The organism is Brevibacterium jeotgali (assembly GCF_900169175.1).
Classification (GTDB): Bacteria; Actinomycetota; Actinomycetes; order Actinomycetales; family Brevibacteriaceae; genus Brevibacterium; species Brevibacterium jeotgali.
This window is the reverse complement of sequence record NZ_FXZM01000003.1, coordinates 160,388-180,036: the sequence shown is the minus strand read 5'-3', so window position 1 is coordinate 180,036 and position 19,649 is coordinate 160,388. Positions and strand designations below refer to the sequence as shown.

Genomic DNA, 19,649 nt, shown 5'->3' with positions numbered 1-19,649 from the left:
GTCCATGCGGACGCCGACACATCATCCGTCGACGATCGCGTCCACGAACTCGTGCGCGTCGAAGGGGGCCAGGTCGTCGGCCCCCTCACCCAGACCGATGAGCTTGACGGGCACGCCCAGCGTCCGCTGGACGGCGACGACGATACCGCCCTTGGCGGTGCCGTCGAGCTTCGTGAGGACGATCCCCGTGATGTTCACCGCTTCGGAGAACACCTTCGCCTGCTGCAGCCCGTTCTGCCCGGTCGTGGCGTCGAGCACGAGCAGGACCTCGTCGATCTCGCGATCGTCGCCCAGCGGACGGGCGGCGACGCGCTTGACCTTGCCGAGCTCGTCCATGAGCCCCTTCTTGTTCTGCAGCCGGCCTGCGGTGTCGATCATGACGACGTCGAGGTCCTCAGCGATCCCGCGCTCCACGGCGGAGAACGCGACGGAGGCGGGGTCCGCCCCCTCCTCCTTGCGGACGGTCTCCACGCCCACGCGGGAGCCCCAGGTGCTCAGCTGTTCGGCAGCCGCCGCACGGAACGTGTCCGCCGCTCCCAGGAGCACCGACCGATCCTGCGCGACGAGGACGCGTGCGATCTTGCCGACAGTGGTCGTCTTGCCCGAACCATTGACGCCGACCACGAGCACGACGCGGGGAGAGCCGTCGATCGGGTCGACCGCGAGTGTCCGGTCCATCGTCGGGTCGACGGCCCGCACCATCTCCTCCCGGAGCAGCTCCGTGAGTGCCTGCGGATCGCGCGTGCCGAGCACGCGCACCCGTTCGCGCAGCGCGTCGACGATCTCCGTCGTCGGGTCGACGCCGATGTCCGCCATGATGAGGAGGTCCTCGATCTCTTCCCACGTCTGCTCGTCGAGCGTCTCGCGCGACAGGAGGGTGAGGAGTCCGCGACCCAGCGTCGTGTTCGACTTGGACAGGCGGTCCCGCAGGCGCGCCAGGCGCGACGTCGGTTCCGTCGGCGTCTCGAGGACCGGCGCCGAGGCTCCGGCGGGCTCATCGTCCGCGTCGCCCGGGGCCGCCTCCCCCGGTCCGGTGTCGGGACCCGGGGCTCCGGTCACCGTGGCGGGTGCCGACGAGTCCCTGCGACGACGCCTCGACGGCGCCAGCAGGAACGCACCGACGATGAGGACGAGCAGCACGAGCACGCCGATGCCTGCATAGATCACGGATTCCATGACTCAACTCCTGGAAGACGGTGTGGTTCCTGGAAGACGATGTGGTGGGGCGGGGCGCACGCCCGCTCAGCCCGAGCCCCGGCCGAACAGCAGGCCCATCGAGGTGCGGAGGCCGGTGCCGGACTCCGGCTCCTTCCAGTGTCGCGTCCGAGGACGCAGAGAGCTCCAGGGAGGCGCGGCGTGGCGTGCGGGCTGGGGCCGCAGTGCGTAGGAATGCTCGCGCATCGCGGTGACCGCGGCCTGTTCGCGTGTGGCGAGTGAGGCCGTCTCGTCATCGCCGAAGTAGCCGTGGACCTCGGATTCGTACCCGGTCCAGGCCTGCGGCAGGCGGAAGCGATCGTGCTCGCGCGCGCCGAACCGGCCGTCCCGGCGCAGGCCGGGCAGCGCGACGAGCAGGACGATCATGAGGCCGATCATGAACGAGACGGCGAGCCCGATGATCACGACGAGGAAGCCGCCTGTATCCATCAGGCGGCTTCCGTCATCATGAGTGCGGGCATGGGGAAGAGCTCCTCGCGGTCATCACGGTCGTTCGACCCGGATCCGCAGCGCAGCGGATCCGATCGATCATCGTGCGACAGTCTATACGGGCTGTCCGTGCGACCGGGCGATCGCACGACGGTGTCGCACAGATCTCAGTCTCCTCAGAGGATGTGCTCCCGCCGCGCGGATCTCTCACGCATCGCTCGCCGCGGAAGTCGTCGCGGGTCCTGCGCTCTCCTCGTCACCGGCGATCTCCGCATCACGCGCACGTGCCCCCAACCGCTGGGAGATCACACGAGAGATGCCGTCGCCGTGCATCGTGACGCCGTAGAGCGCGTCAGCGATCTCCATCGTCCGCTTCTGGTGCGTGATGACGATGAGCTGGCTGGACTCCTGCAGCTCGCTGAAGATCGTCAGCAGGCGGGACAGGTTCACGTCGTCGAGCGCCGCCTCGACCTCATCCATGACGTAGAACGGGCTGGGCCTCGCCTTGAAGATGGCGACGAGCATCGCCACCGCGACGAGCGACCTCTCGCCGCCGGAGAGCAGGGACAGTCGCTTCACCCGCTTGCCCGCGGGCCGGGCGCTCACTTCGACGCCGGTCGTGAGCATGTCGTCGGGGTCCGTGAGGCCGAGTGAGCCCTCGCCTCCGGGGAACACCCGGGAGAAGATGTCCGCGAACTCCCGCTGGGTGTCGTAGAAGGCGGATTCGAAGACCTCCTGCACGTGGCGGTCGACGTCCTCGACGAGGCTCATCAGCTCCTCGCGGGTCCGCTCCACGTCCGTGATCTGCTTCTCGAGGTAGTCGTGCCTCTCCTGCAGTGCCGCGAACTCCTCGAGCGCCAGCGGGTTGACCTGCCCGATCGAGGTGCGCTCCTTCTTCGCCTTCGCCAGGGCCCTCTCCACGTCGGCACGCACATATGGCAGTGCGGAGACCTCGTCTGCCGCATCCGCGTCAGCCTCGTCCGCGTCAGTCTCATCCGCCGTGCCCACGGACGTGCCGCCGCCCCCGGCGGGCCGGGGATCGAGGACCGGCACCGGGAGGTGGGGGCCGAACTGCTCGATGAGGTTCTCCGCAGACAGGCCGACGTCGTCGACGGCGCGGCGCTCGAGCTCCTCGAGGTGCAGGAGGTGCCTCTCGCGGGCGAGCCGCGCCTCGTGCTCCGCGTCCGCCGCCTTCGCGAGGTCTCCGGCAGCCTCCTCACGACGGGTGCGGAGGCCTGCGACGACCTCTTCGAGCCGCTGGCGTTCGCCGGAGCGGTCCGCGAGAGCGGTCTCCGCCTCCTGCTGCCAGACGCCCACCCGTTCGGCCACTGCCGCCGCGATCGTCGCGATCTCCGCTGCCGAATCGGCCTGACGCCTGCGCGCCTCGGCAGCGCGTGCGGCCTGTGCGCGGGCAGCCTCCTCCTGGTCTGCCTGTCGGCGCAGCGAGCGGATGCGGTCCGCCAGGAACGTCACCCGGTCCTCGGCGCTCCGCAGCCCGACCCGGGCGTCGACGGTCCGCTCCCCCATCGCAGCACGCGTGTCCGCCAGCTCGTCCCGCACGGATGTGTCCGGCTCGTCCTGATCATCGCCGTCGGCCTCGGCGTCCGCGACCGCTCTGCGGGCGCCTGCGAGTTCCGCGACCGCGGCCTCCCTGCGCTCCGTCGCCCGGGTGAGCGAGTCCGCCGTCGCCGAGGCCCGGGTCCCGAGCCGTTCGAGCTCACCGGTCGCGCGGGCGAGCTCCTCGCCGGCGGCCATGATCGCGGCATCGGACTCATGGAGCGCGGCCATCGCGGTCTTCTCGTGCCCGCGAGCCGTCGCGAGCGGTTCGTCGTATGCGGCGATCCGCGCGTCCAGGTCGCCGATGCGCTGCTCGGCCTCCTCCATCGCGGCGAGGGTCTGCTCGAGGGCGGCGCGGGCGGCGATCTGACCTGCCTCCGGGGACCCTGCGCGCGCAGCACGGCCGTCGGCGTACACGGTGCCGTCGAGCGCGATGACGGTCTCCTGGGGATGCGCTTCGAGCCGTGCGAGCGCCGCATGGCGGGAACCGGCGAGCGTGACATCGGTGAGGAGCACGGCGAGGGCCTCTGCGAGATCCGGTGCGGAGGCCGTTGCGACCGCCTCCGCGGGCAGCGTCGCGTCGGTCGCCGGCGCCGCAGCGGCGGAGGGTGCGGGGGCCGAGGACGGGGCAGGTGCAGGGTGGGCCGGCGCAGACTGGGCACACGCGGGCTGAGCGGACTCAGGCTGAGCGGGTGCAGGATGGGCAGGCGCAGAGTGGGGATGGGCGGCTGTGGACTGCGGTGCGCCGGCCCGAGGATGGAGGACGTCGACGAGGCCGTCGTCCCCGACGTGGTCGAGCAGGGCCAGCGCCGATCCGCGGTCCTCCGTGAGCACGGCGCTGGAGAGCGTGCCGATCGCCGCGGTGATCGCCACCTCGCAGCCGGGGACGATCTTCAGGTGCTGCGCGACTGCGCCTCGGAGTCCCGGCAGTCCCGCGTCCACGAGGTCGGTCAGTCCGGCGGTGAGACGACTGCTGGCGCGCTGCCCGTCGGCCTGCGCGCGCAGGCCGACAAGTTCAGCCGCGGAGGCGGACCGGTCCTCGAGGAGCGCCGTCCGCTCCTCCTCGAGTCGGGCCACCGCCTCGGCTGCGGCGGTGTGGTCCTCGTCCAGCGAGGATTCGCCCGCTTCCGTCGCCGCGAGCCGATCCCGTGCGGCGGCGACAGCGGCCTCGGCTCGCTCGATCTGCTCGTCCGATCCGGACGACTCCGCTTCCAGCGAGCTGATCGCAGACTCTGCGTGCGCAAGCGTGCGCTGCGCGACCGCGACAGCGGAGGCGAGTTCGGCCCGGTGCTTCATGCGCGCGGCGATCCGAGCGCGTTCGGCTGCGAGTTCGCGCTCAGCCGCTGCCAGTCGCGCGTCGACGTCCTCCTTCTCCGCGGTGAGGTCGGTGAGATTCGAGCGACGCTGCTCGGCGTCCGACTCCGCCTCGCCGTGCTCCGCCTCGAAGCGCTCCGCACGGTCGCGCAGGGAGTCGGGCGATTCTCCCGCAGACCGCTGCTGCTCTGCGGCGGACCGCAGCATGCTGACGCGATCGCCCGCGCGCTGGGCGAGGGCCGCCGCCCTGGTGTGCTGCGCCGCGATCGTCGTGCGCCGTTCGTGCACCGCATCCGTCTGGGCGTCGAACGAGCGACGAGCGGCCTCCGCCTCCCCGATCTCCTCGTCGAGCAGGCGGACGCTCTCCTCCAGAGCGCGTCGCCGTGCCGCGGGATCGTGGTCCGGCGTCGTCGCGACGATCCTCGCCTGGGTCTGCACCAGGTCATCCGCGAGGAGTCGCGCCGTCGCGTCACGCAGCACGGCCTGCACGATCTGAGCCCGCTGAGCGGCCTTCGCCTGCCGGCCCAGCGGACCCAGCTGACGTGCGAGCTCGGAGCGGAGATCGGAGAGGCGATCGAGGTTGGTCTGCAGCCCCGAGAGCTTCCGGAGCGCCTTCTCCTTCCGCTTGCGGTGCTTGAGCACTCCCGCGGCCTCTTCGATGAAGCCGCGGCGCTCGAACGGGTCTGCGTGGAGGATCGCGTCGAGCCGCCCCTGGCCGACGATGACGTGCATCTCCTTGCCCAGCCCGGAATCGCTCAGCAGCTCCTGGATGTCCAGCAGCCGCGCGGGCTCGCCGTTCACCCTGTACTCGCTCCCGCCGGACCGGAAGAGGGTCCGGGAGATCGTGACCTCGGTGTAGTCGATCGGCAGCGCGCCGTCCGTGTTGTCGATCGTGAGTGCGACCTCCGCGCGCCCCAGCGCCTGCTTCTTCACGGTGCCGGCGAAGATGACGTCCTCCATCTTGCCGCCGCGCAGGTTCTTCGCGCCCTGCTCGCCCATCACCCACGCGAGCGCATCGACGACGTTCGACTTGCCCGAACCGTTCGGGCCCACCACACAGGTGATCCCGGGCTCGAACTCGAGCTTCGTGGACGACGCGAACGATTTGAATCCGCGCAGGGTGAGGGTCTTCAGATGCATGGTGGCTCGAGTCTAGCGAGGCAGGCGCTGGGCCCGCTGGCACTGCGGGCAGAAGTGCGTTCCGCGCGCCCCCACCACGATGCGCCGCACATGCTCGCCGCAGACTCCGCAGGGGCGTCCCGCACGTCCGTACACGCGCAGCGATCTCTCGAAGTAGCCGGAGTCGCCATTCACGTGGACGTAGAGCGCGTCGAAGCTGGTCCCGCCCTGCGCCAGCGCCTCGAGCATCACGATGCGGGACTCGTCGAGGACGCGGCGGATGCGGGAGATCCGCAGGCGCGACGGCACCGCCTGCGGATGCACTCCCGCACGGTGGAGTGCTTCGTCCGCGTAGATGTTGCCGACCCCGCTCACCACGGTCTGGTCCATCAGCACGGATTTGAGGGCGGCGCGGGATCGCTGCACGACGCGTGCCGTCGCCTCGGCGTCCCAATGGGGGTCGAGGGGGTCGCGCGCGATGTGGGAGCTGTGGCGGGGCAGGGAGTCCGGTCCGTCCGGCACGAGGTCGTCGACCCCGATGTGGCCGAAGATCCGCTGGTCGAGGAATCGCAGCTCGAGCCGCCCCTCGCCGCGGGCCGCGGGAGGGCCGGAGGGGGATCCGGACGCGGGTGCGGAGGCATGGCCCGGCTCCAGGGTGAGCACGGCGCGGGTATGGCGGTGGAGCTCCTCATGGGCTGTGTGGACCCGCAGCTGTCCGCTCATGCCCAGATGGAGGGCCAGCGCCGATGACGGGGGCTGCGGCTGTGCGCCGGAACCGCAGGGTCGGTCGAACGGCACCCAGAGGAACTTGCCCCGGCGCTGCGGTGCGCGCAGCGAGATGCCGGCGACCGCCTCGGCGAACGCATCGACCGCCTCGGGAGGGATGCGGCGCTGTGAGGTGGTGCCGAGGATCCGCGGATCCAGCACGCGGGCCTCCGTCACGCGCGCCCCGGTGATCCAGTGCCGCAGTCCGCGGCGGACGGATTCGACCTCGGGGAGCTCAGGCACGTCGGGAGTAGCGGGGGTGGGCCGCAGAGATCGCATGCATCGCGGCTTCCGCGGCAACGGCCTCCGCGGCCTTCTTCGAGGAGCCGTCACCGGTTCCCCACACGGTATCGCCGGTGCTGGCGACAGCTGTGAAGACGCGGGCGTGTGCGGGGCCCTCTCCTGTCACCTCGTAGTGGACGGCGCCCAGGGACAGGTCGGCCGAAGCCTCCTGGAGGGTCGTCTTGTAATCCATGCCGGCGCCCAGGGTGACAGCATCGGTGAGCATGGAGTCGATCAGGCGGTGCACCAGCGCGAAGGCGGGCTGCGGACCGCAGCTGACATAGCAGGCGCCGATGAGCGCCTCGACGGTGTCAGCGAGGATCGAGTCCTTGTCGCGCCCACCGGTCGCATCCTCACCCTTGCCCAGCAGCAGCACCGAGCCCACGTCGTAGCGGCGGGCGATGGACGCCAGCGCACGGGTGTTGACGACCGCTGCACGCATCTTCGCGAGTCGGCCCTCGGGCAGGTCCGGGTTGTCCAGGTACAGCGACTCGGTGGCGACGAGCTGCAGCACGGAGTCCCCCAGGAACTCGAGTCGTTCATTCGTGGGGATACCGCCCTGCTCGAACGCGAACGAGCGGTGCGTGAGGGCAAGACGAAGCGTCTCGGGGTCGATGTCGACCCCGAGACGCTCGGTGAGACCCGTGAGTCTCTCGTCAGTCATGCTGAATCAGACGTCAGCGACCTTGCGACCCTTGTACTCGAGGAACAGCGGCGTACCGGCCGAATCCTCGACCACCTTGGCCTGGTGGGGGCGCGAGTACACGACGCGGCCGTTCTCGACGGTCTTGACCAGCGCCGGAGCCTTGGCCTTCCATGCCGAGCGACGGTGGCGCGTGTTGCTGCGCGACAGCTTGCGCTTTGGAACAGCCATGATCAGCTCTCCTTCTCTTCGTTCAGAACACTCTTGAGTGCCGCCCACCGAGGATCCTCCTCGGGTTCGTCCTCGGTGATGTCCTCACCCAGCGTGTAGTGGAACTCTCCGTCGTCCCCATCCTTGAGCGGACGGAACGGCAGAGACATCACCACAGCGTCTCGGACGGCGGGCTCGAGGTCCAGCAGACCGGCTTGCACCGGCCGCGATTCCTCGTCCTGCGGATCCGCTTCGTAGACGAAGAGCTCCTCGATGGCGGCATCGAGGGGCATCTCCAAGTCGTCGAGTGTCCGGGCGTCCTGCCCCTTGGCCGTGGCGCGCACGGTGCCGGAGACGAAGATCCCTTCGACGACGCTCTCGAGTCGGAGGTCGAGTTCGACCGGATCGCCTTGCGGCACACCGATCAGCTCGACCCGCAGGTCCTCAGGTGCTCTGACTGTCGTCGCGATGGACTCCCACGAACCCGGGGAGCCGGCGAGGCCCAGCTTCCTCACGTCGATGACGAACTCCGACGATCGTTCCACTGTCCACCTCCACCCGGTCTCGTTCGAACACAGCGCACCCTGAGATGACACGCAAGGACCCATCTTAGACCTTCTGCAGACCCCGCACAAACCGCAGCCCCGCACGTCCGCGGTGCCTCGCCACGGTCCCGAGACCAGCGCTCACGCCGGCGCTCAGACCAGCGCACACGTCAGCCGGACCAGCGCACACGTCAGCGCTGCGAGCGCGCCGCCCGCAGGTCATCGAGGGCGGCGAGCACGGCAGTCGGGACGAGGCCCTCGACATCCCCGCCGAGGGCGTGGACCTCGCGGATGAGGGAGGAGGACACGTGCTCGAACTGCGGGTCTCCCGGGATGAAGACGGTCTCCAGCTCCGTGAGGTGACGGTTCATGTGCGCCATCGGCAGCTCGTAGGCGAAGTCCGTGGCGGATCGCAGGCCCTTGAGGACCGCAGCGGCACCGATCCGGGTGCAGTAGTCGACCAGCAGGCCACCGGCAACATCATCGATGATCAGTCGGCCGTCCGCGAACGCCTGCGCCGTGCGCGGATCCTCTTCGAGACCCGCGCGGATCAGCTCGACGCGCTGCTGGACCGGGAAGGCCCCGGACTTGTTGGGGTTGTGGACGACGGCGGCGACGACCTGGTCCGCGAACCGGAGTCCACGGGCGAAGACATCGATGTGGCCGCTCGTCACAGGGTCGTATGAGCCCGGGCAGACGATCTTCATGGGACCGATCGTATCGGTGACCTCCCCCGCGGCGAACACCCCTCCGTGCAGTCGCTCCGCACCGCACTTCGCCGGGCACGCTCGTGCTCTCCTGGAGGTCCTCTCAATGTCACGAACCTGTAACCATCAGGGCCCCCCTGCGGAATGTCGCGGGGATTCACCTAGCGTGATGTGAAGTCGGTCATAGCGAACTGTCCCCTTGGGACGACGAGATACGGAGGAACCAGGTATGAGAACCACACGCATCGCACGCATCGCTGGATCGGCAGTCGCGGTCACAGCACTGGCCCTCACCGCAGGCTGCGGTGGCGACAGCGGCGGCGATGGCGGTGAGGAGGCCAGCACTCTGCAGGACGCGATCGATGCCGGCACCATCACTGTCGGGTTCGCCGGAGAGGCCCCCTACAGCTTCGAGGAGGGCGGCGAGCTCACCGGTGCCACCGTCGCACTGCACCGGGAGATCTTCTCCGAACTGGGCATCGACGAGGTCGAAGGCGTCAACGCTGACTTCGGCGCACTCATCCCGGGGCTCACGGCAGACCGGTTCGATGTCGTCTCCGCCGGCATGTCGATCCTGCCGGACCGCTGCGAGCAGGCCGCGTTCTCGAACCCCGAGTTCATGTACACGACGGCGCTCATGACTCCGGAGGGCAACCCGGAGGACCTCGCCACCATGGACGACCTGGTCGATACGGACCTCAACGTCGTCACCATGACCGGTGCGATCGAATCGGACTACGCGAGCACCCTGGGCCTCAGCAACCACAGCGAGGTCTCCACACCGCAGGACGGCATGGACGCCGTGAGCACCGGCCGCGCCGACGCCTTCGCGCTCACCGGCATCTCGCTGAACTGGATGGCGGACAACAACCCCGACTCCAGCGTCGAGGTGACCGAGTCCTTCGTCCAGGAGCTCGACGGCGTCCCGCAGGTGGGAGCAGGCGGCACCGTCTTCCGCACGGACGACGCGGAGCTGCAAGAGGCCTACAACGAGAAGCTCGACGCGATCATCGGCGATGAGGAGCGCTACCTGGACATCGTCGGCGACTTCGGCTTCACCGCGGAAGAGCGTCCCGACGGCTCCCTGACGACCGAGATGCTGTGCGAGGGCGACCTCCCCACCGGTGACGAGTGATCGGTTCCACCACCGCACTCCTTCCGCGCACACGCCCGGTCGACCGGATGCCCCGCCCTGCGGAGTCCCGGTCGACCGGGTGTGTGCGTGATTGAGAACGGATTTCCATGGGTGACAGATTCACACTTCTCATAGACTTCCTGCCCCAGCTGTGGGACGGGATCCTCATCACGCTCCAGCTCACGGTGGGCGGGGCGATCGGCACCGTCCTCATCGCGGTCGTACTGGGCCTCGGCATGTTGGCGCCCACGGGATGGATCTCCGTCCCCTGCCGCGTCATCGTCGAGTTCTTCCGCGGAACCTCGCTGCTCGTACAGCTCTTCTGGTTCTTCTACGTGCTGCCGCTCGTCCTGGACGTCGATCTGGGCCCGCTGACGTGCGGGATCCTCGCGCTCGCGCTGAACTACGGCGCGTATTCGGCCGAGGTCGTCCGCTCCTCGATCGCCCATGTCCCGAAGGGTCAGTGGGAGGCATCGATGGCGCTGAGCCTGTCGCCTGCCCGCCGGATGCTCCGCGTGATCTTCCCGCAGGGATGGGCGCTCATGATCCCGTCGCTCGCGACGCTGCAGATCCAGCTCCTCAAGGGCACCGCCGTCGCCTCGTTCATCACGCTGCAGGACCTCAACGAACGCATCGGCGTCCTCCGCCAGGCGACGGGTGACACGATGTTCTCCTACACCGTGGGGCTCCTCGTCTACTTCGTGCTGGCCTGGCTCATCCAGGTGGGCATGGACGCGCTCGAGCGCAGCGCCAAGAGGAGACTGGGCCGCGGCGACGGGAAGCAGGGCCTGTTCGCCCGGCTCACCGGGCGCACCGGTGCGAAGGCGGTGACGGCATGAGCTGGTGGAACTGGCAGAGCGCGCTGGACGCGCTCCCCCTCCTGCTGCAGGGCTTCGGCACGACTCTCGTGGCCACGATCGGCGGAACGGTGATCGCGATCTTCCTGGGTCTGCTCATCGCGGTGCTGCTGCGGTCGCTCCCCGCCTGGGTGAACTGGCTGCCGAAGCTCCTCGTGGCGTTCATCCGCAACACACCGCTGATCGTGCAGCTCGTCTTCATCTACACCCTGTTCTCGATGAACGAAGCGCTGATCCAGGTCCCTGCGCTCACCGTCGGCATCGTCGTGATCGGCATCCACTACTCGACCTACATGTCGGAGAGCTATCGCGCCGGGATCGACGCCGTGCCCCAGGGGCAGTGGGAGGCGATCAGCGCACTGTCGCTGCCGCCCGTCCGGTCCTTCCGGTCGATCGTGCTGCCGCAGGCGCTGCGTGCCACCGTCCCCTCACTGGGCAACTACGCGGTGGCGATGTTCAAGGACACACCGTTCCTCATGGCGATCTACGTGACGGAGCTGGTGCGCACTGCGGAGCAGATCGGTGGCCGCACCTTCGCCTACACGGAGGCTTTCACCCTGGCCGGCCTCATCTTCCTCGCCGCGAGCTACCCCACCTCGCTCCTGATCCGACGAATGGAGAAGTCTCTTGCCACCTACTGAATCAGGCGGTACGCCCGCCATAGAATTCCGGGACGTGGAGAAGCGGTTCGGCGACCACACGGTCCTCAAGGGTCTGAACTTCACGGTCAGCCCCGGTGAACGCGTCACCCTCATCGGCCCCAGCGGGTCGGGGAAGACGACGATCCTGCGCCTCATCATGACGCTGGAATCACTGACGGGCGGCTACATCGACGTCCACGGGGAACCACTCACCCACATGGAGCGCGGGGGCAAGCGGGTCGCTCTGCCCGGCAAGCAGGTGCGTGCGAACACCAAGCGGATCGGCATGGTCTTCCAGCACTTCAACCTGTTCCCGAACATGACCGTGATCGAGAACCTCGTCGAGGCTCCGGTGCACGTGCTGGGGATGAAGAAGGCGGAAGCCGTGGAGAAGGCCCGCGGCCTGCTGCAGAAGGTGGGCCTGTCCGACAAGGAGAACGAGCATCCCTCCCGGCTGTCAGGTGGTCAGCAGCAGCGCGTGGCGATCGCCCGTGCGCTCGCGATGGACCCGGACATCCTCCTGCTGGACGAGGTCACGAGTGCGCTGGATCCGGAGCTCGTCGACGATGTGCTGCAGGTGCTGCGCGACATCGCGGAGGAGACGGACATCACGATGCTGATCGTCACCCACGAGATGCAGTTCGCCCGCGACGTCTCGCAGCGGGTCATGATGTTCGACGGCGGCGTGATCCTCGAGGAGGGACATCCGGAGGACATCTTCACGAATCCCCGTGAGGAGCGCACCCGGAGGTTCCTCTCAGCCGTGCTCGACTGAGCAGCCCTCAGCCTCGTCCTCGCCCACCAGCTGAAGCAGCCACATCCGCGTCTCCCCATACGTGCGGTCGCGGTAGAGCTCGAGTCGGTCCGGCAGGGTGGGCTGCGGCGAACGGACCGACCGTTCGACGATCGCCAGCGCACTCAGGTCGCTCAGCAGCTCCCCGATGGAGACGAGCAGTCGACCCAGTTCGAGCTCCGCCATGGGGTACGGAGGATCCGCGAAGACCACGTCGAATCGCTGGTCCTCCTCGAGCAGCCGGTCCACGGCGGTCTGCGCGCGCTGGGACAGGACCTTCGTACTGCTCCCCTCCCCCAGTTCCGCGATGCTGCGCGCCAGCGCGCCCACCGATCCGGATGCCTGGTCCACGAACACCACGTCGTGCGCTCCCCGGCTCAGTGCTTCGAGCCCCAGCGATCCCGAACCCGCGAAGAGGTCCAGGACCCGGGCCCCCTCGAGGACGCCCATGCCCTCCAGCGAGGCGAACAGAGATTCCCGCACCCGGTCCGGAGTGGGGCGGGTGTCACGTCCTTTGGGCGCGTGGAGGGGACGCCCGCGATGGCGGCCTGCGATGATCCTCACGCGGTCACCCCCTGGTCGAGTGCAGCGTCCATCAGCTCGCCTCGATGAGGTCTTCGTCCGCGGTGGAGAAGATCCGGGCGATCAGCCGGGCCAGTGCTCGATTCCCGTCCAGTGCGGGGTCTGCGTCCAGCAGCCATGCCGCATCCTCCCGCGCATCCTTGATGATCGTCTCGTCTCGCAGCACCGACAGGTGGCGGAGGCTCGACCTGCCGCCCCACTGGGCACGACCCAGGACATCGCCCTCGCGACGGGTGCGGATGTCGTATTCGGCGAGCTCGAAGCCGTCGAGCGTCGAGGCCACCTTCTGCAGCCGGCCGTACGCCTCCGACTCCTCGGACGTGTGCGACAGGAGGAAGCAGAGTGAGGAGTCGCCGGCCCGTCCGACGCGACCTCGCAGCTGGTGGAGCTGAGCGACGCCGAACCGGTCTGCGTCGACGATCACCATGACGCGGGCGTTCGGGACGTCGATCCCCACCTCGATGACAGTCGTCGACACGAGGACATCGATGTCCCCCTCCGCGAACGCGCGCATCCGGTCGTCCTTGTCCTGCGCGGGCATCTGCCCGTGGAGGACCTCGATCCGGACGTCCGCCAGGGCCGGTGACCCGCGCAGGTGCTCCGCGTAGTCCTCGACGCCCGGCTGGGGAGCTCCGGTCGCCTCGTCCGGCGAGCTCGCCTCGATGCGAGGCAGCACGACGAAGGCCTGCTGACACCGTGCGGCGTGCTCCCCGATCACTTCGATGACGCGGTCCTCCCAGTGAGGATGCTGCCCCAGGGGCACGAGGTGCGTGGTGATCTCCCGGCGTCCGGACGGCATGTGGTCGAGCGTCGACACGTCGAGGTCGCCGAACACGGTCATCGCCGCCGTGCGCGGGATCGGTGTGGCCGTCATGACCAGAGTGTGGGGAGTCTTCCCCCCGGCCTTCTGCCGCAGGGCCTCGCGCTGCTCCACCCCGAAGCGGTGCTGCTCGTCGACGACGACCATCCCCAGGTGAGCGAAGATCGTCGTCTTCGACAGCAGCGCGTGGGTGCCGACGATCAGGTCGATGTCGCCGATCGCCAGATCGATGAGGATCCGTCTGCGCTCGGCCGTCGACAGCGATCCCGTGAGCAGCGCGACGACGACGCCGTTCTCCGGGCGCAGCAGCGCGGATTCGGCGGCGAACTCGCCCAGTGCCGCGGTGATCGAGCGGTAGTGCTGGGCGGCGAGGACCTCCGTCGGCGCGAGCAGTGCGGCCTGCGCGCCGGAATCGATGGCCTGGAGCATCCCCCGCACCGCGACGAGGGTCTTGCCCGAGCCCACATCGCCCTGCAGCAGCCGGTTCATCGGCACGTTCCCCGTGAGTTCCCCGCCGATGTCTATGCCCGCATGCTCCTGCGACAGCGTCAGCTCGAACGGCAGCGCCGCGTCGAATGCGGCGAGCACACCGTGGTCCTTCCCCTCGAGCGCCGACGCGCTGAGTGCTTCGTGCTCCCTGCGACGCTGCAGGAGCACTGTCTGGAGCGCGAGCGCCTCTTCATAGGCCCATCGTGGTGAGGCGCTGTGCACATCTGCCATGGTGGTCGGCCGATGCATCGCGTCATAGCCCGTCCGCAGGTCGACGAGCCCGCGCTCGTCGCGCAGAGGAGCGGGGATCGTGTCGACGAACCACTCGTCGGAGACGGTGTCGAGAGCCGTCGTGATGAGAGTGTGCATCCGCGTGCTCGTCACGCCGCCGACGGTGGGATAGACGGGTACCGGTCGCGAGGGTGAGAGCGTCGCGATGTCCCCGGTGCGCTCGTCCTCCGCGATCCTCCCGTCGCCCGTGAGCAGGGTGGGCGATGAGAGCTGCACACGACCCCGGTAGTGCTTGATGCGGGCGCTCACGAGGATCCGCGTCTCCGCCGTCAGGATCTTCCCGATCCACGGCTGGTTGAAGAAGACCACGTCGACGAAGCCGCCGGCGCTGTCGGTGACGGACACGGTGGAGATCGTGCCGCGCCTGCTCTGCATCCGCCGCGACGCGACCTCCACGACCGTCACGTGGAGGACGACGTCCGTGCCCTCCTCGAGCATCCCGAGTGCGCGGATGTCGGTGAACTCGCCCGGATCGACCCAGCGCCGCGGGAAGTGGCGCAGCAGTGAGTCGACATCGGTGATCCCGCCCTTCGCGAGCTTGGTCCGGTCGGCCGGCCGCGGGAGGATCGTGCGGAAGTCCTCGTCCCTGCGGAACCAGTCCGGCTCCGGGACCACGACGTCGTCACCGGTGTCGTCGTCACTCAACGCCCACCACCACCCAGGAGCCGTTCTGCCCCCCGTCGACTACCACCACGTCCGCGTCGGCGTGCTGGGTGTCGATGTGGGTGCGCAGTCGACCGATCGCGGCTTCGGGAGCACCCGCACCGGTGAGCAGGGTGACGAGGTCCCCGCCGGCTCCCAGCAGTCGATCGACGAGGTCACGTGCTGCACCCTCCGGGTCACCTCCCACTGCCCGGACACGACCGTCGATCACTGTCAGCGCGTCGCCGGCTGCGTACATGAGCGGTCCCTCACCGTGGTCCTCCCCCGCGGTCACGACCGCACCCACGCGCGTGCCCGCGGCGGCCTCCGCCATGTCCGCGTGGAGGTCGTCCCCCTCTGCCCAGGGGTCGAACACCGCTGCAGCCGCCACGACTGACGCGACATCGCGGGTCCGCAGCGTTTTCGCGCCGTGGAGGCCCGCGACGGCGTCCGCGGCGGCGGCGGAGTCCGGGAGGATGAACACAGGGCCCTCCGCCAGCGCGACGAGGCTGTCGACGGCCTCGCGCAGATCGGGGCGCTCGGAGTGGACGGCGACGGCTTCCGTCAGGGCGAGCGACAGCAGGAGGCCCGGCCCGTCTGCGAGTGCGATGAGTCCCACCGGATCCCCGTCAGGACGGCGCACGGACAGGTCCTCGATGCGCAGATCCACGACGCGATGGGTCGCCAGGGTGTCGAGGAGCCGCCGCGCGTCATCGATGCCGCCGCCGGCCGCCGTGTGGACGTGCACCATCGGCCAGTTCACGACGATGCTCGTCCCGCCTGCACGGGTCAGGGCGCGCTTGAGCGGACGCGTCCTGTCCTTCGTCTCGCCCAGGTGCGCCACGAGTTCCAGTCCGGTCTCCCCACCGCCCAGGTGGAGCGTCTCGAGAGGGCCGCGGTCGGCGGAGCCTTCGCGGCCCTCCTCATCGGACTCCGCAGCCGCGCTGTCGCGGCCAGTGGGGTCGCTGCCGGTGACTGTGAGATAGAGCAGGTCGAAGAGCTCGACGATGCCGGATGACCCTGCGTCGACGACGCTGTTCTCGCGGAGGATGGGAAGCTGTCCGGTCGTCTCGCGCAGAGCGCTCCGAGAGCGATCCCGCACTGCGCTCACGAGCCTGACCATGTCGTCTCCGGCGTCCGCTCGCTCCCGTGCCTCGTCCGCCATCGCATCGAGCACCGTCACCATCGTGCCGTCCACCGGTGCCACGATGGCTTCGCGTGCACGGGAGGCGGCGAGCTCGAGCGCTGCGGCGAAGGCCGCGGAGTCCAGCACTTCGACACCCACCAGTGCATCGGCGACGCCTCGCAGCGCCACAGAGAGGATGAGGCCCGAATTGCCGCGCGCACCGCGCTGGGCGCCGGTCGCCATCGCGTCGATGACATCCGGCAGCGTCACCGCACCGTCGAGCGATTCCACCGCGCGGTAGGCGGAGCGCACGGTGTGATAGAGATTCGTGCCCGTGTCCCCGTCCGGAACGGGGAACACGTTGATCGCGTTGATGCCGCCCCGTTCACGCCGCAGGCGGTCGACGGTGCGCTTGGCCCAGCGGGCGGCGAGCCGTCCATTGATGCGGACGTCCGCCCGCGGGTCACGCCCGGGCCCGTTCCTCCTGCGCACTCATTCCCCCACACCGCTGAAATGTCGGAAGCCGCCGTCCGGGTCCGCACGGACGAACCCCGAATCCGCCGGCGAGGCTCCGTCCACGCACACTCCCGGTGAGCCGACCGGATCGTCGCCGGTTCCGGCGACCGATCGCACTCGTCCGATCGTCGTCCACCCTAGCGGATCCGCACCTGCGGGGACCGCCGCGAGGAAGCCGTGGTCCTCTCCTCCCGTCAGCACCCACTGACGTGCCAGCGCCAGGGACCGGTCCCCGTCGATCGCTGCCGCATCGTCGTGCTCCACGTGCGACGCGCGGTCCCGCAGGTCGAGGACGTGGGCTGCGATCGGGATGAGGTCCTGGGCGAGTGCATCGAGTGCCGTCGGGTCGAGGTCGATCACCACGCCCGAGGCCCGGGCCATCCTGCCTGCGTCCGATGCCAGTCCGTCGGAGAGGTCGATGAGGGCTGCGCGGGTCCCCTCAGATCCCTGACCGGCGACGGCGCGCCCGTCGGCCGCTCCGAGCCTGTCCAGGCTGGCGCGGAGCTGATCCACGGAGTCGTAGTCCGGGCGGGGTGCCCGCTGCGCTTCGATGGCACGGGCATGGAGTGCAGGGACGTTGTCGGGGAGGGCTCCTCCGGATGCGAGGAGGAGGTCGAGACCTGCTGCGGCCCAGCCCGTCTGTCCGCCCAGCAGGACGTCGAAGCCGTCTTGAGCCGCAGAGCGGGTGAAGGGCTGCGCGTCCGCGGGGAGGCTCCCCAGAGCGGTCACGGCGAGAACGATCTGGGGAGCCTCGGAGAGATCGCCCCCCAGCACCGACGCACCTGCCCGTGCGGCTTCTTCGACGAGCCCGTCCACCAGTCCGTCCACGAATCCGGCGGCGGTGCACCCCGGAGCGGCCAGCGACAGCAGCAGACCGCTGGGCCGAGCACCCATCGCGCACACGTCCGCAAGATTCTGCGCCGCGGCCTTGACCCCGAGCCTGCGCGGGTCCAGCCAGCCGTGCAGGAAGTCCTCCCCCTCCACGAGCATGTCCGCGGTGCTCACGAGCCGCCCCGGCGCCTCCGACACCGCGGCGTCGTCACCCGGTCCGATGAGGACCCGATCCGAGGTGGGGATGCGCGCGAGGATCCGGGAGACGATGCGGTCCTCACCGAGGTCCGCGAAGGTGGGCTCTGTGCTCATTCCCCCAGTATGCCTGCAGCCGCGGACACGGGATCGACCACTGGCACGCGTGTATCCGCGCGGTGCGTACGCGGGATCGTCCGTCCCGTGCCGCGACACGACGGAACGGGGCTCTCTCGCGACCAGTATCCTGAGCACCATGCGTTTCCGTCCCCTCCGCTCGCCGTCCCGCCGCACACTCTTCAGGACAGCCGCCGGGGTCGCGGCGACGACGGCCCTCGTGTCCCTGTCGGGCTGCACGAGCATGCTCGTCGTCGACCCGGCGGAGGACGCGGCGAACCCCGACTGCGCCCTGCCGATGCTCCTCATGCCTGACGAGCTCAACGAGCTGTCGCAGCGGACCACGTCCTCCCAGGGCACGACCGCATGGGGGGAGCCCGCGAACGTGATCGTGCGCTGCGGGGTCGCCCCGCCCGCACCCACGACGGACCCCTGCGTCTCCGTCGACGGCATCGACTGGGTGCAGGTCCGCGCGGAGGAGGACACGTGGCAGTTCGTCACCTACGGCCGCACCCCCGCGGTCGAGGTGCTGGTCACCCCCTCGGAGGTCTCCGGAGCCACAGCACTCGCGTCGGTGTCCTCCGCAGTGAGTGGGATCGAGCAGACCGCGGCCTGCGTGTCCGTCGAGGATGCGGAGCAGGTGGACGGCGAGGTCCCCGCGGGGACCTGAGAAACCGGTCGGGAATCCGCCTGAGCAGGCGTCAGCCGGCCGCGCGATGGTCGCGCAGCGCGATGTCGACGAGGGTCTCGACGAGCTCGTCGTAGCGCAGGCCGCTGTGCTCCCAGAGGACCGGGAACATCGACGTGGGAGTGAAGCCGGGCAGCGTGTTGATCTCATTGACGAAGACGGCACCGGACTCCGTGACGAAGGTGTCGACACGTGCGAGACCGGAGCAGTCGAATGCATCGAACGTCCGGCGCGCGAGGTCCTGCACCGATGCCGAAGCCGTCGCGTCGATCTCCGCCGGACAGCTGATCCGCACGGCCTCCGCGTTCATGTACTTCGTGTCGAAGTCGTAGAAGTCCGCGCCCGTCACCTCGATCTCTCCGGGTACGGAGGCGCGCGGGCCCTCGTGGAAGCGCGTGCCGATCACGCCGCATTCGATCTCGCGTCCGACGAGCATCGGTTCGACGATCGCCGCGGAATCGTGGCTGAGCGCCTCCGCGAGCGCGGCGTCCAGCGCCGCCTCATCAGACGAGTCCGACACCTTCGTCACGCCCATCGACGACCCGGCGTTGGCCGGCTTCACGAACAGCGTGCCGCCCAGCGCACGCACCCGTTCCACGACCGCAGCCCGATCCGTCCGCAGCTGGCGCACCGTGACGGACTCCCAGGGGCTCGTGGGGATTCCCGCGTCGCGGAGCACAGCCTTCATGAATCGCTTGTCCATGCCGATAGCAGAGCTCAGGACCCCGCTGCCCACATACGGGACGTCCATGAGCTCGAAGACGCCCTGCACGGTGCCGTCCTCACCGAACGGACCGTGGAGGACGGGGAAGAAGACGTCGACGACGCCGAGGTCCTCCGTCCTGCCGTCCGCACCCCTGACGCGCAGCGGGCTGCGCCGCACATCGAGGGGGAAGACGATCTCCGTCCCGTCGTCGACGACCTCCGGCATCGCCTCCGGATCGAAGCGGAAGCCGGCGGCCTCCGCGACGATCCGGCAGACGCCGTCCCGGGTCATCCCGATCGGCAGCACCCGGTAGCGCTCGTCGTCCAGAGCGTTGAGGATGCCGGCCGCGGTGACACAGCTGACGGCGTGCTCGGACGAGCGTCCGCCGAACAGGACGGCGACGACGGGGCGGGGATCAGCAGGGTTCATGCGAT

The 19,649-nt window shown here is 69.4% G+C and carries 18 protein-coding genes; 5 read left to right on the top strand and 13 right to left on the bottom strand.

Annotated elements, in window-relative coordinates:
* Window positions 1-21: 21 nt before the first annotated feature.
* The 8 genes from ftsY to coaD all read right to left on the bottom strand — a co-directional run bounded on the left by ftsY (window position 22) and on the right by coaD (window position 8,786).
* A complete protein-coding gene (gene ftsY, locus BJEO58_RS04260; protein ID WP_101588026.1) occupies window positions 22-1,176 on the bottom strand; it encodes a signal recognition particle-docking protein FtsY in 1,155 nt (384 codons plus the stop codon).
* 66 nt (window positions 1,177-1,242) lie between these two features.
* Window positions 1,243-1,644 (bottom strand): hypothetical protein, encoded by a 402-nt coding sequence (locus BJEO58_RS04255; RefSeq protein WP_101588024.1) that lies wholly within the window; start codon window positions 1,642-1,644, stop codon window positions 1,243-1,245.
* Between the two features lie 207 nt (window positions 1,645-1,851).
* Entirely contained in the window at window positions 1,852-5,655 is a 3,804-nt protein-coding gene (locus BJEO58_RS04250) for a chromosome segregation SMC family protein (RefSeq protein ID WP_101588022.1), read from the bottom strand.
* A 12-nt stretch (window positions 5,656-5,667) separates the two neighbouring features.
* Window positions 5,668-6,642 carry a bifunctional DNA-formamidopyrimidine glycosylase/DNA-(apurinic or apyrimidinic site) lyase gene (mutM, locus tag BJEO58_RS04245; protein ID WP_101588020.1) on the bottom strand — a complete coding sequence of 325 codons (975 nt, stop codon included), beginning with the start codon at window positions 6,640-6,642 and terminating at the stop codon, window positions 5,668-5,670.
* Window positions 6,635-7,345, bottom strand: coding sequence for a ribonuclease III (gene rnc, locus BJEO58_RS04240; protein WP_101588018.1), 711 nt, complete (start codon window positions 7,343-7,345; stop codon window positions 6,635-6,637). The genes mutM and rnc overlap by 8 nt, the downstream gene beginning before the upstream one ends.
* 6 nt (window positions 7,346-7,351) lie before the next feature.
* Complete coding sequence (gene rpmF, locus BJEO58_RS04235) at window positions 7,352-7,555, bottom strand: 50S ribosomal protein L32 (RefSeq protein ID WP_087008160.1); 204 nt, start codon at window positions 7,553-7,555, stop codon at window positions 7,352-7,354.
* Between the two features lie 2 nt (window positions 7,556-7,557).
* Complete coding sequence (locus BJEO58_RS04230; protein WP_101588017.1) at window positions 7,558-8,079, bottom strand: YceD family protein; 522 nt, start codon at window positions 8,077-8,079, stop codon at window positions 7,558-7,560.
* A gap of 191 nt (window positions 8,080-8,270) precedes the next feature.
* The gene (coaD, locus tag BJEO58_RS04225) at window positions 8,271-8,786 is read right to left on the bottom strand and encodes a pantetheine-phosphate adenylyltransferase (protein WP_101588217.1); all 516 of its coding nucleotides are present in this window, start codon (window positions 8,784-8,786) and stop codon (window positions 8,271-8,273) included.
* Window positions 8,787-9,015: 229 nt separating this feature from the next.
* Here coaD and BJEO58_RS04220 point away from each other — a divergent pair, with 229 nt between their 5' ends.
* The 4 genes from BJEO58_RS04220 (at window position 9,016) to ehuA (ending at window position 12,194) form a co-directional block, all read left to right on the top strand.
* Window positions 9,016-9,921 (top strand): transporter substrate-binding domain-containing protein, encoded by a 906-nt coding sequence (locus BJEO58_RS04220; RefSeq protein WP_101588015.1) that lies wholly within the window; start codon window positions 9,016-9,018, stop codon window positions 9,919-9,921.
* Window positions 9,922-10,028: 107 nt separating this feature from the next.
* Entirely contained in the window at window positions 10,029-10,760 is a 732-nt protein-coding gene (gene ehuC / locus BJEO58_RS04215; RefSeq protein ID WP_101588013.1) for an ectoine/hydroxyectoine ABC transporter permease subunit EhuC, read from the top strand.
* Window positions 10,757-11,419, top strand: coding sequence for an ectoine/hydroxyectoine ABC transporter permease subunit EhuD (gene ehuD, locus BJEO58_RS04210; RefSeq protein WP_101588010.1), 663 nt, complete (start codon window positions 10,757-10,759; stop codon window positions 11,417-11,419). Before ehuC ends, ehuD begins: the two co-directional genes overlap by 4 nt.
* Entirely contained in the window at window positions 11,406-12,194 is a 789-nt protein-coding gene (gene ehuA / locus BJEO58_RS04205; protein WP_101588009.1) for an ectoine/hydroxyectoine ABC transporter ATP-binding protein EhuA, read from the top strand. Before ehuD ends, ehuA begins: the two co-directional genes overlap by 14 nt.
* Here the strand turns inward: ehuA and rsmD are convergent.
* Genes rsmD through BJEO58_RS04185 form a run of 4 tightly spaced genes read right to left on the bottom strand, consistent with a single transcriptional unit; the run spans window position 12,177 to window position 17,821 of the window.
* On the bottom strand, window positions 12,177-12,776 hold the full coding sequence (rsmD, locus tag BJEO58_RS04200) for a 16S rRNA (guanine(966)-N(2))-methyltransferase RsmD (RefSeq protein WP_101588007.1): 600 nt from the start codon (window positions 12,774-12,776) through the stop codon (window positions 12,177-12,179). The two genes, ehuA and rsmD, sit on opposite strands and share 18 nt — an antisense overlap.
* A 31-nt stretch (window positions 12,777-12,807) precedes the next feature.
* Window positions 12,808-15,039, bottom strand: coding sequence for an ATP-dependent DNA helicase RecG (locus BJEO58_RS04195; protein ID WP_246075964.1), 2,232 nt, complete (start codon window positions 15,037-15,039; stop codon window positions 12,808-12,810).
* The gene (locus BJEO58_RS04190; protein ID WP_101588006.1) at window positions 15,032-16,654 is read right to left on the bottom strand and encodes a DAK2 domain-containing protein; all 1,623 of its coding nucleotides are present in this window, start codon (window positions 16,652-16,654) and stop codon (window positions 15,032-15,034) included. The genes BJEO58_RS04195 and BJEO58_RS04190 overlap by 8 nt, the downstream gene beginning before the upstream one ends.
* Window positions 16,655-17,821: a thiamine-phosphate kinase gene (locus tag BJEO58_RS04185; RefSeq protein WP_144573814.1), complete on the bottom strand. Its 1,167-nt coding sequence runs from the start codon at window positions 17,819-17,821 to the stop codon at window positions 16,655-16,657.
* Window positions 17,822-17,960: 139 nt separating this feature from the next.
* On the opposite strand from BJEO58_RS04185, the gene BJEO58_RS04180 reads away from it, so the two are divergent.
* Window positions 17,961-18,491 carry a DUF3515 domain-containing protein gene (locus BJEO58_RS04180; protein ID WP_101588213.1) on the top strand — a complete coding sequence of 177 codons (531 nt, stop codon included), beginning with the start codon at window positions 17,961-17,963 and terminating at the stop codon, window positions 18,489-18,491.
* 31 nt (window positions 18,492-18,522) lie between these two features.
* Here the strand turns inward: BJEO58_RS04180 and BJEO58_RS04175 are convergent, their stop codons facing one another.
* The gene (locus tag BJEO58_RS04175; RefSeq protein ID WP_101588002.1) at window positions 18,523-19,644 is read right to left on the bottom strand and encodes a D-alanine--D-alanine ligase family protein; all 1,122 of its coding nucleotides are present in this window, start codon (window positions 19,642-19,644) and stop codon (window positions 18,523-18,525) included.
* Between the last annotated feature and the right edge of the window lie 5 nt (window positions 19,645-19,649).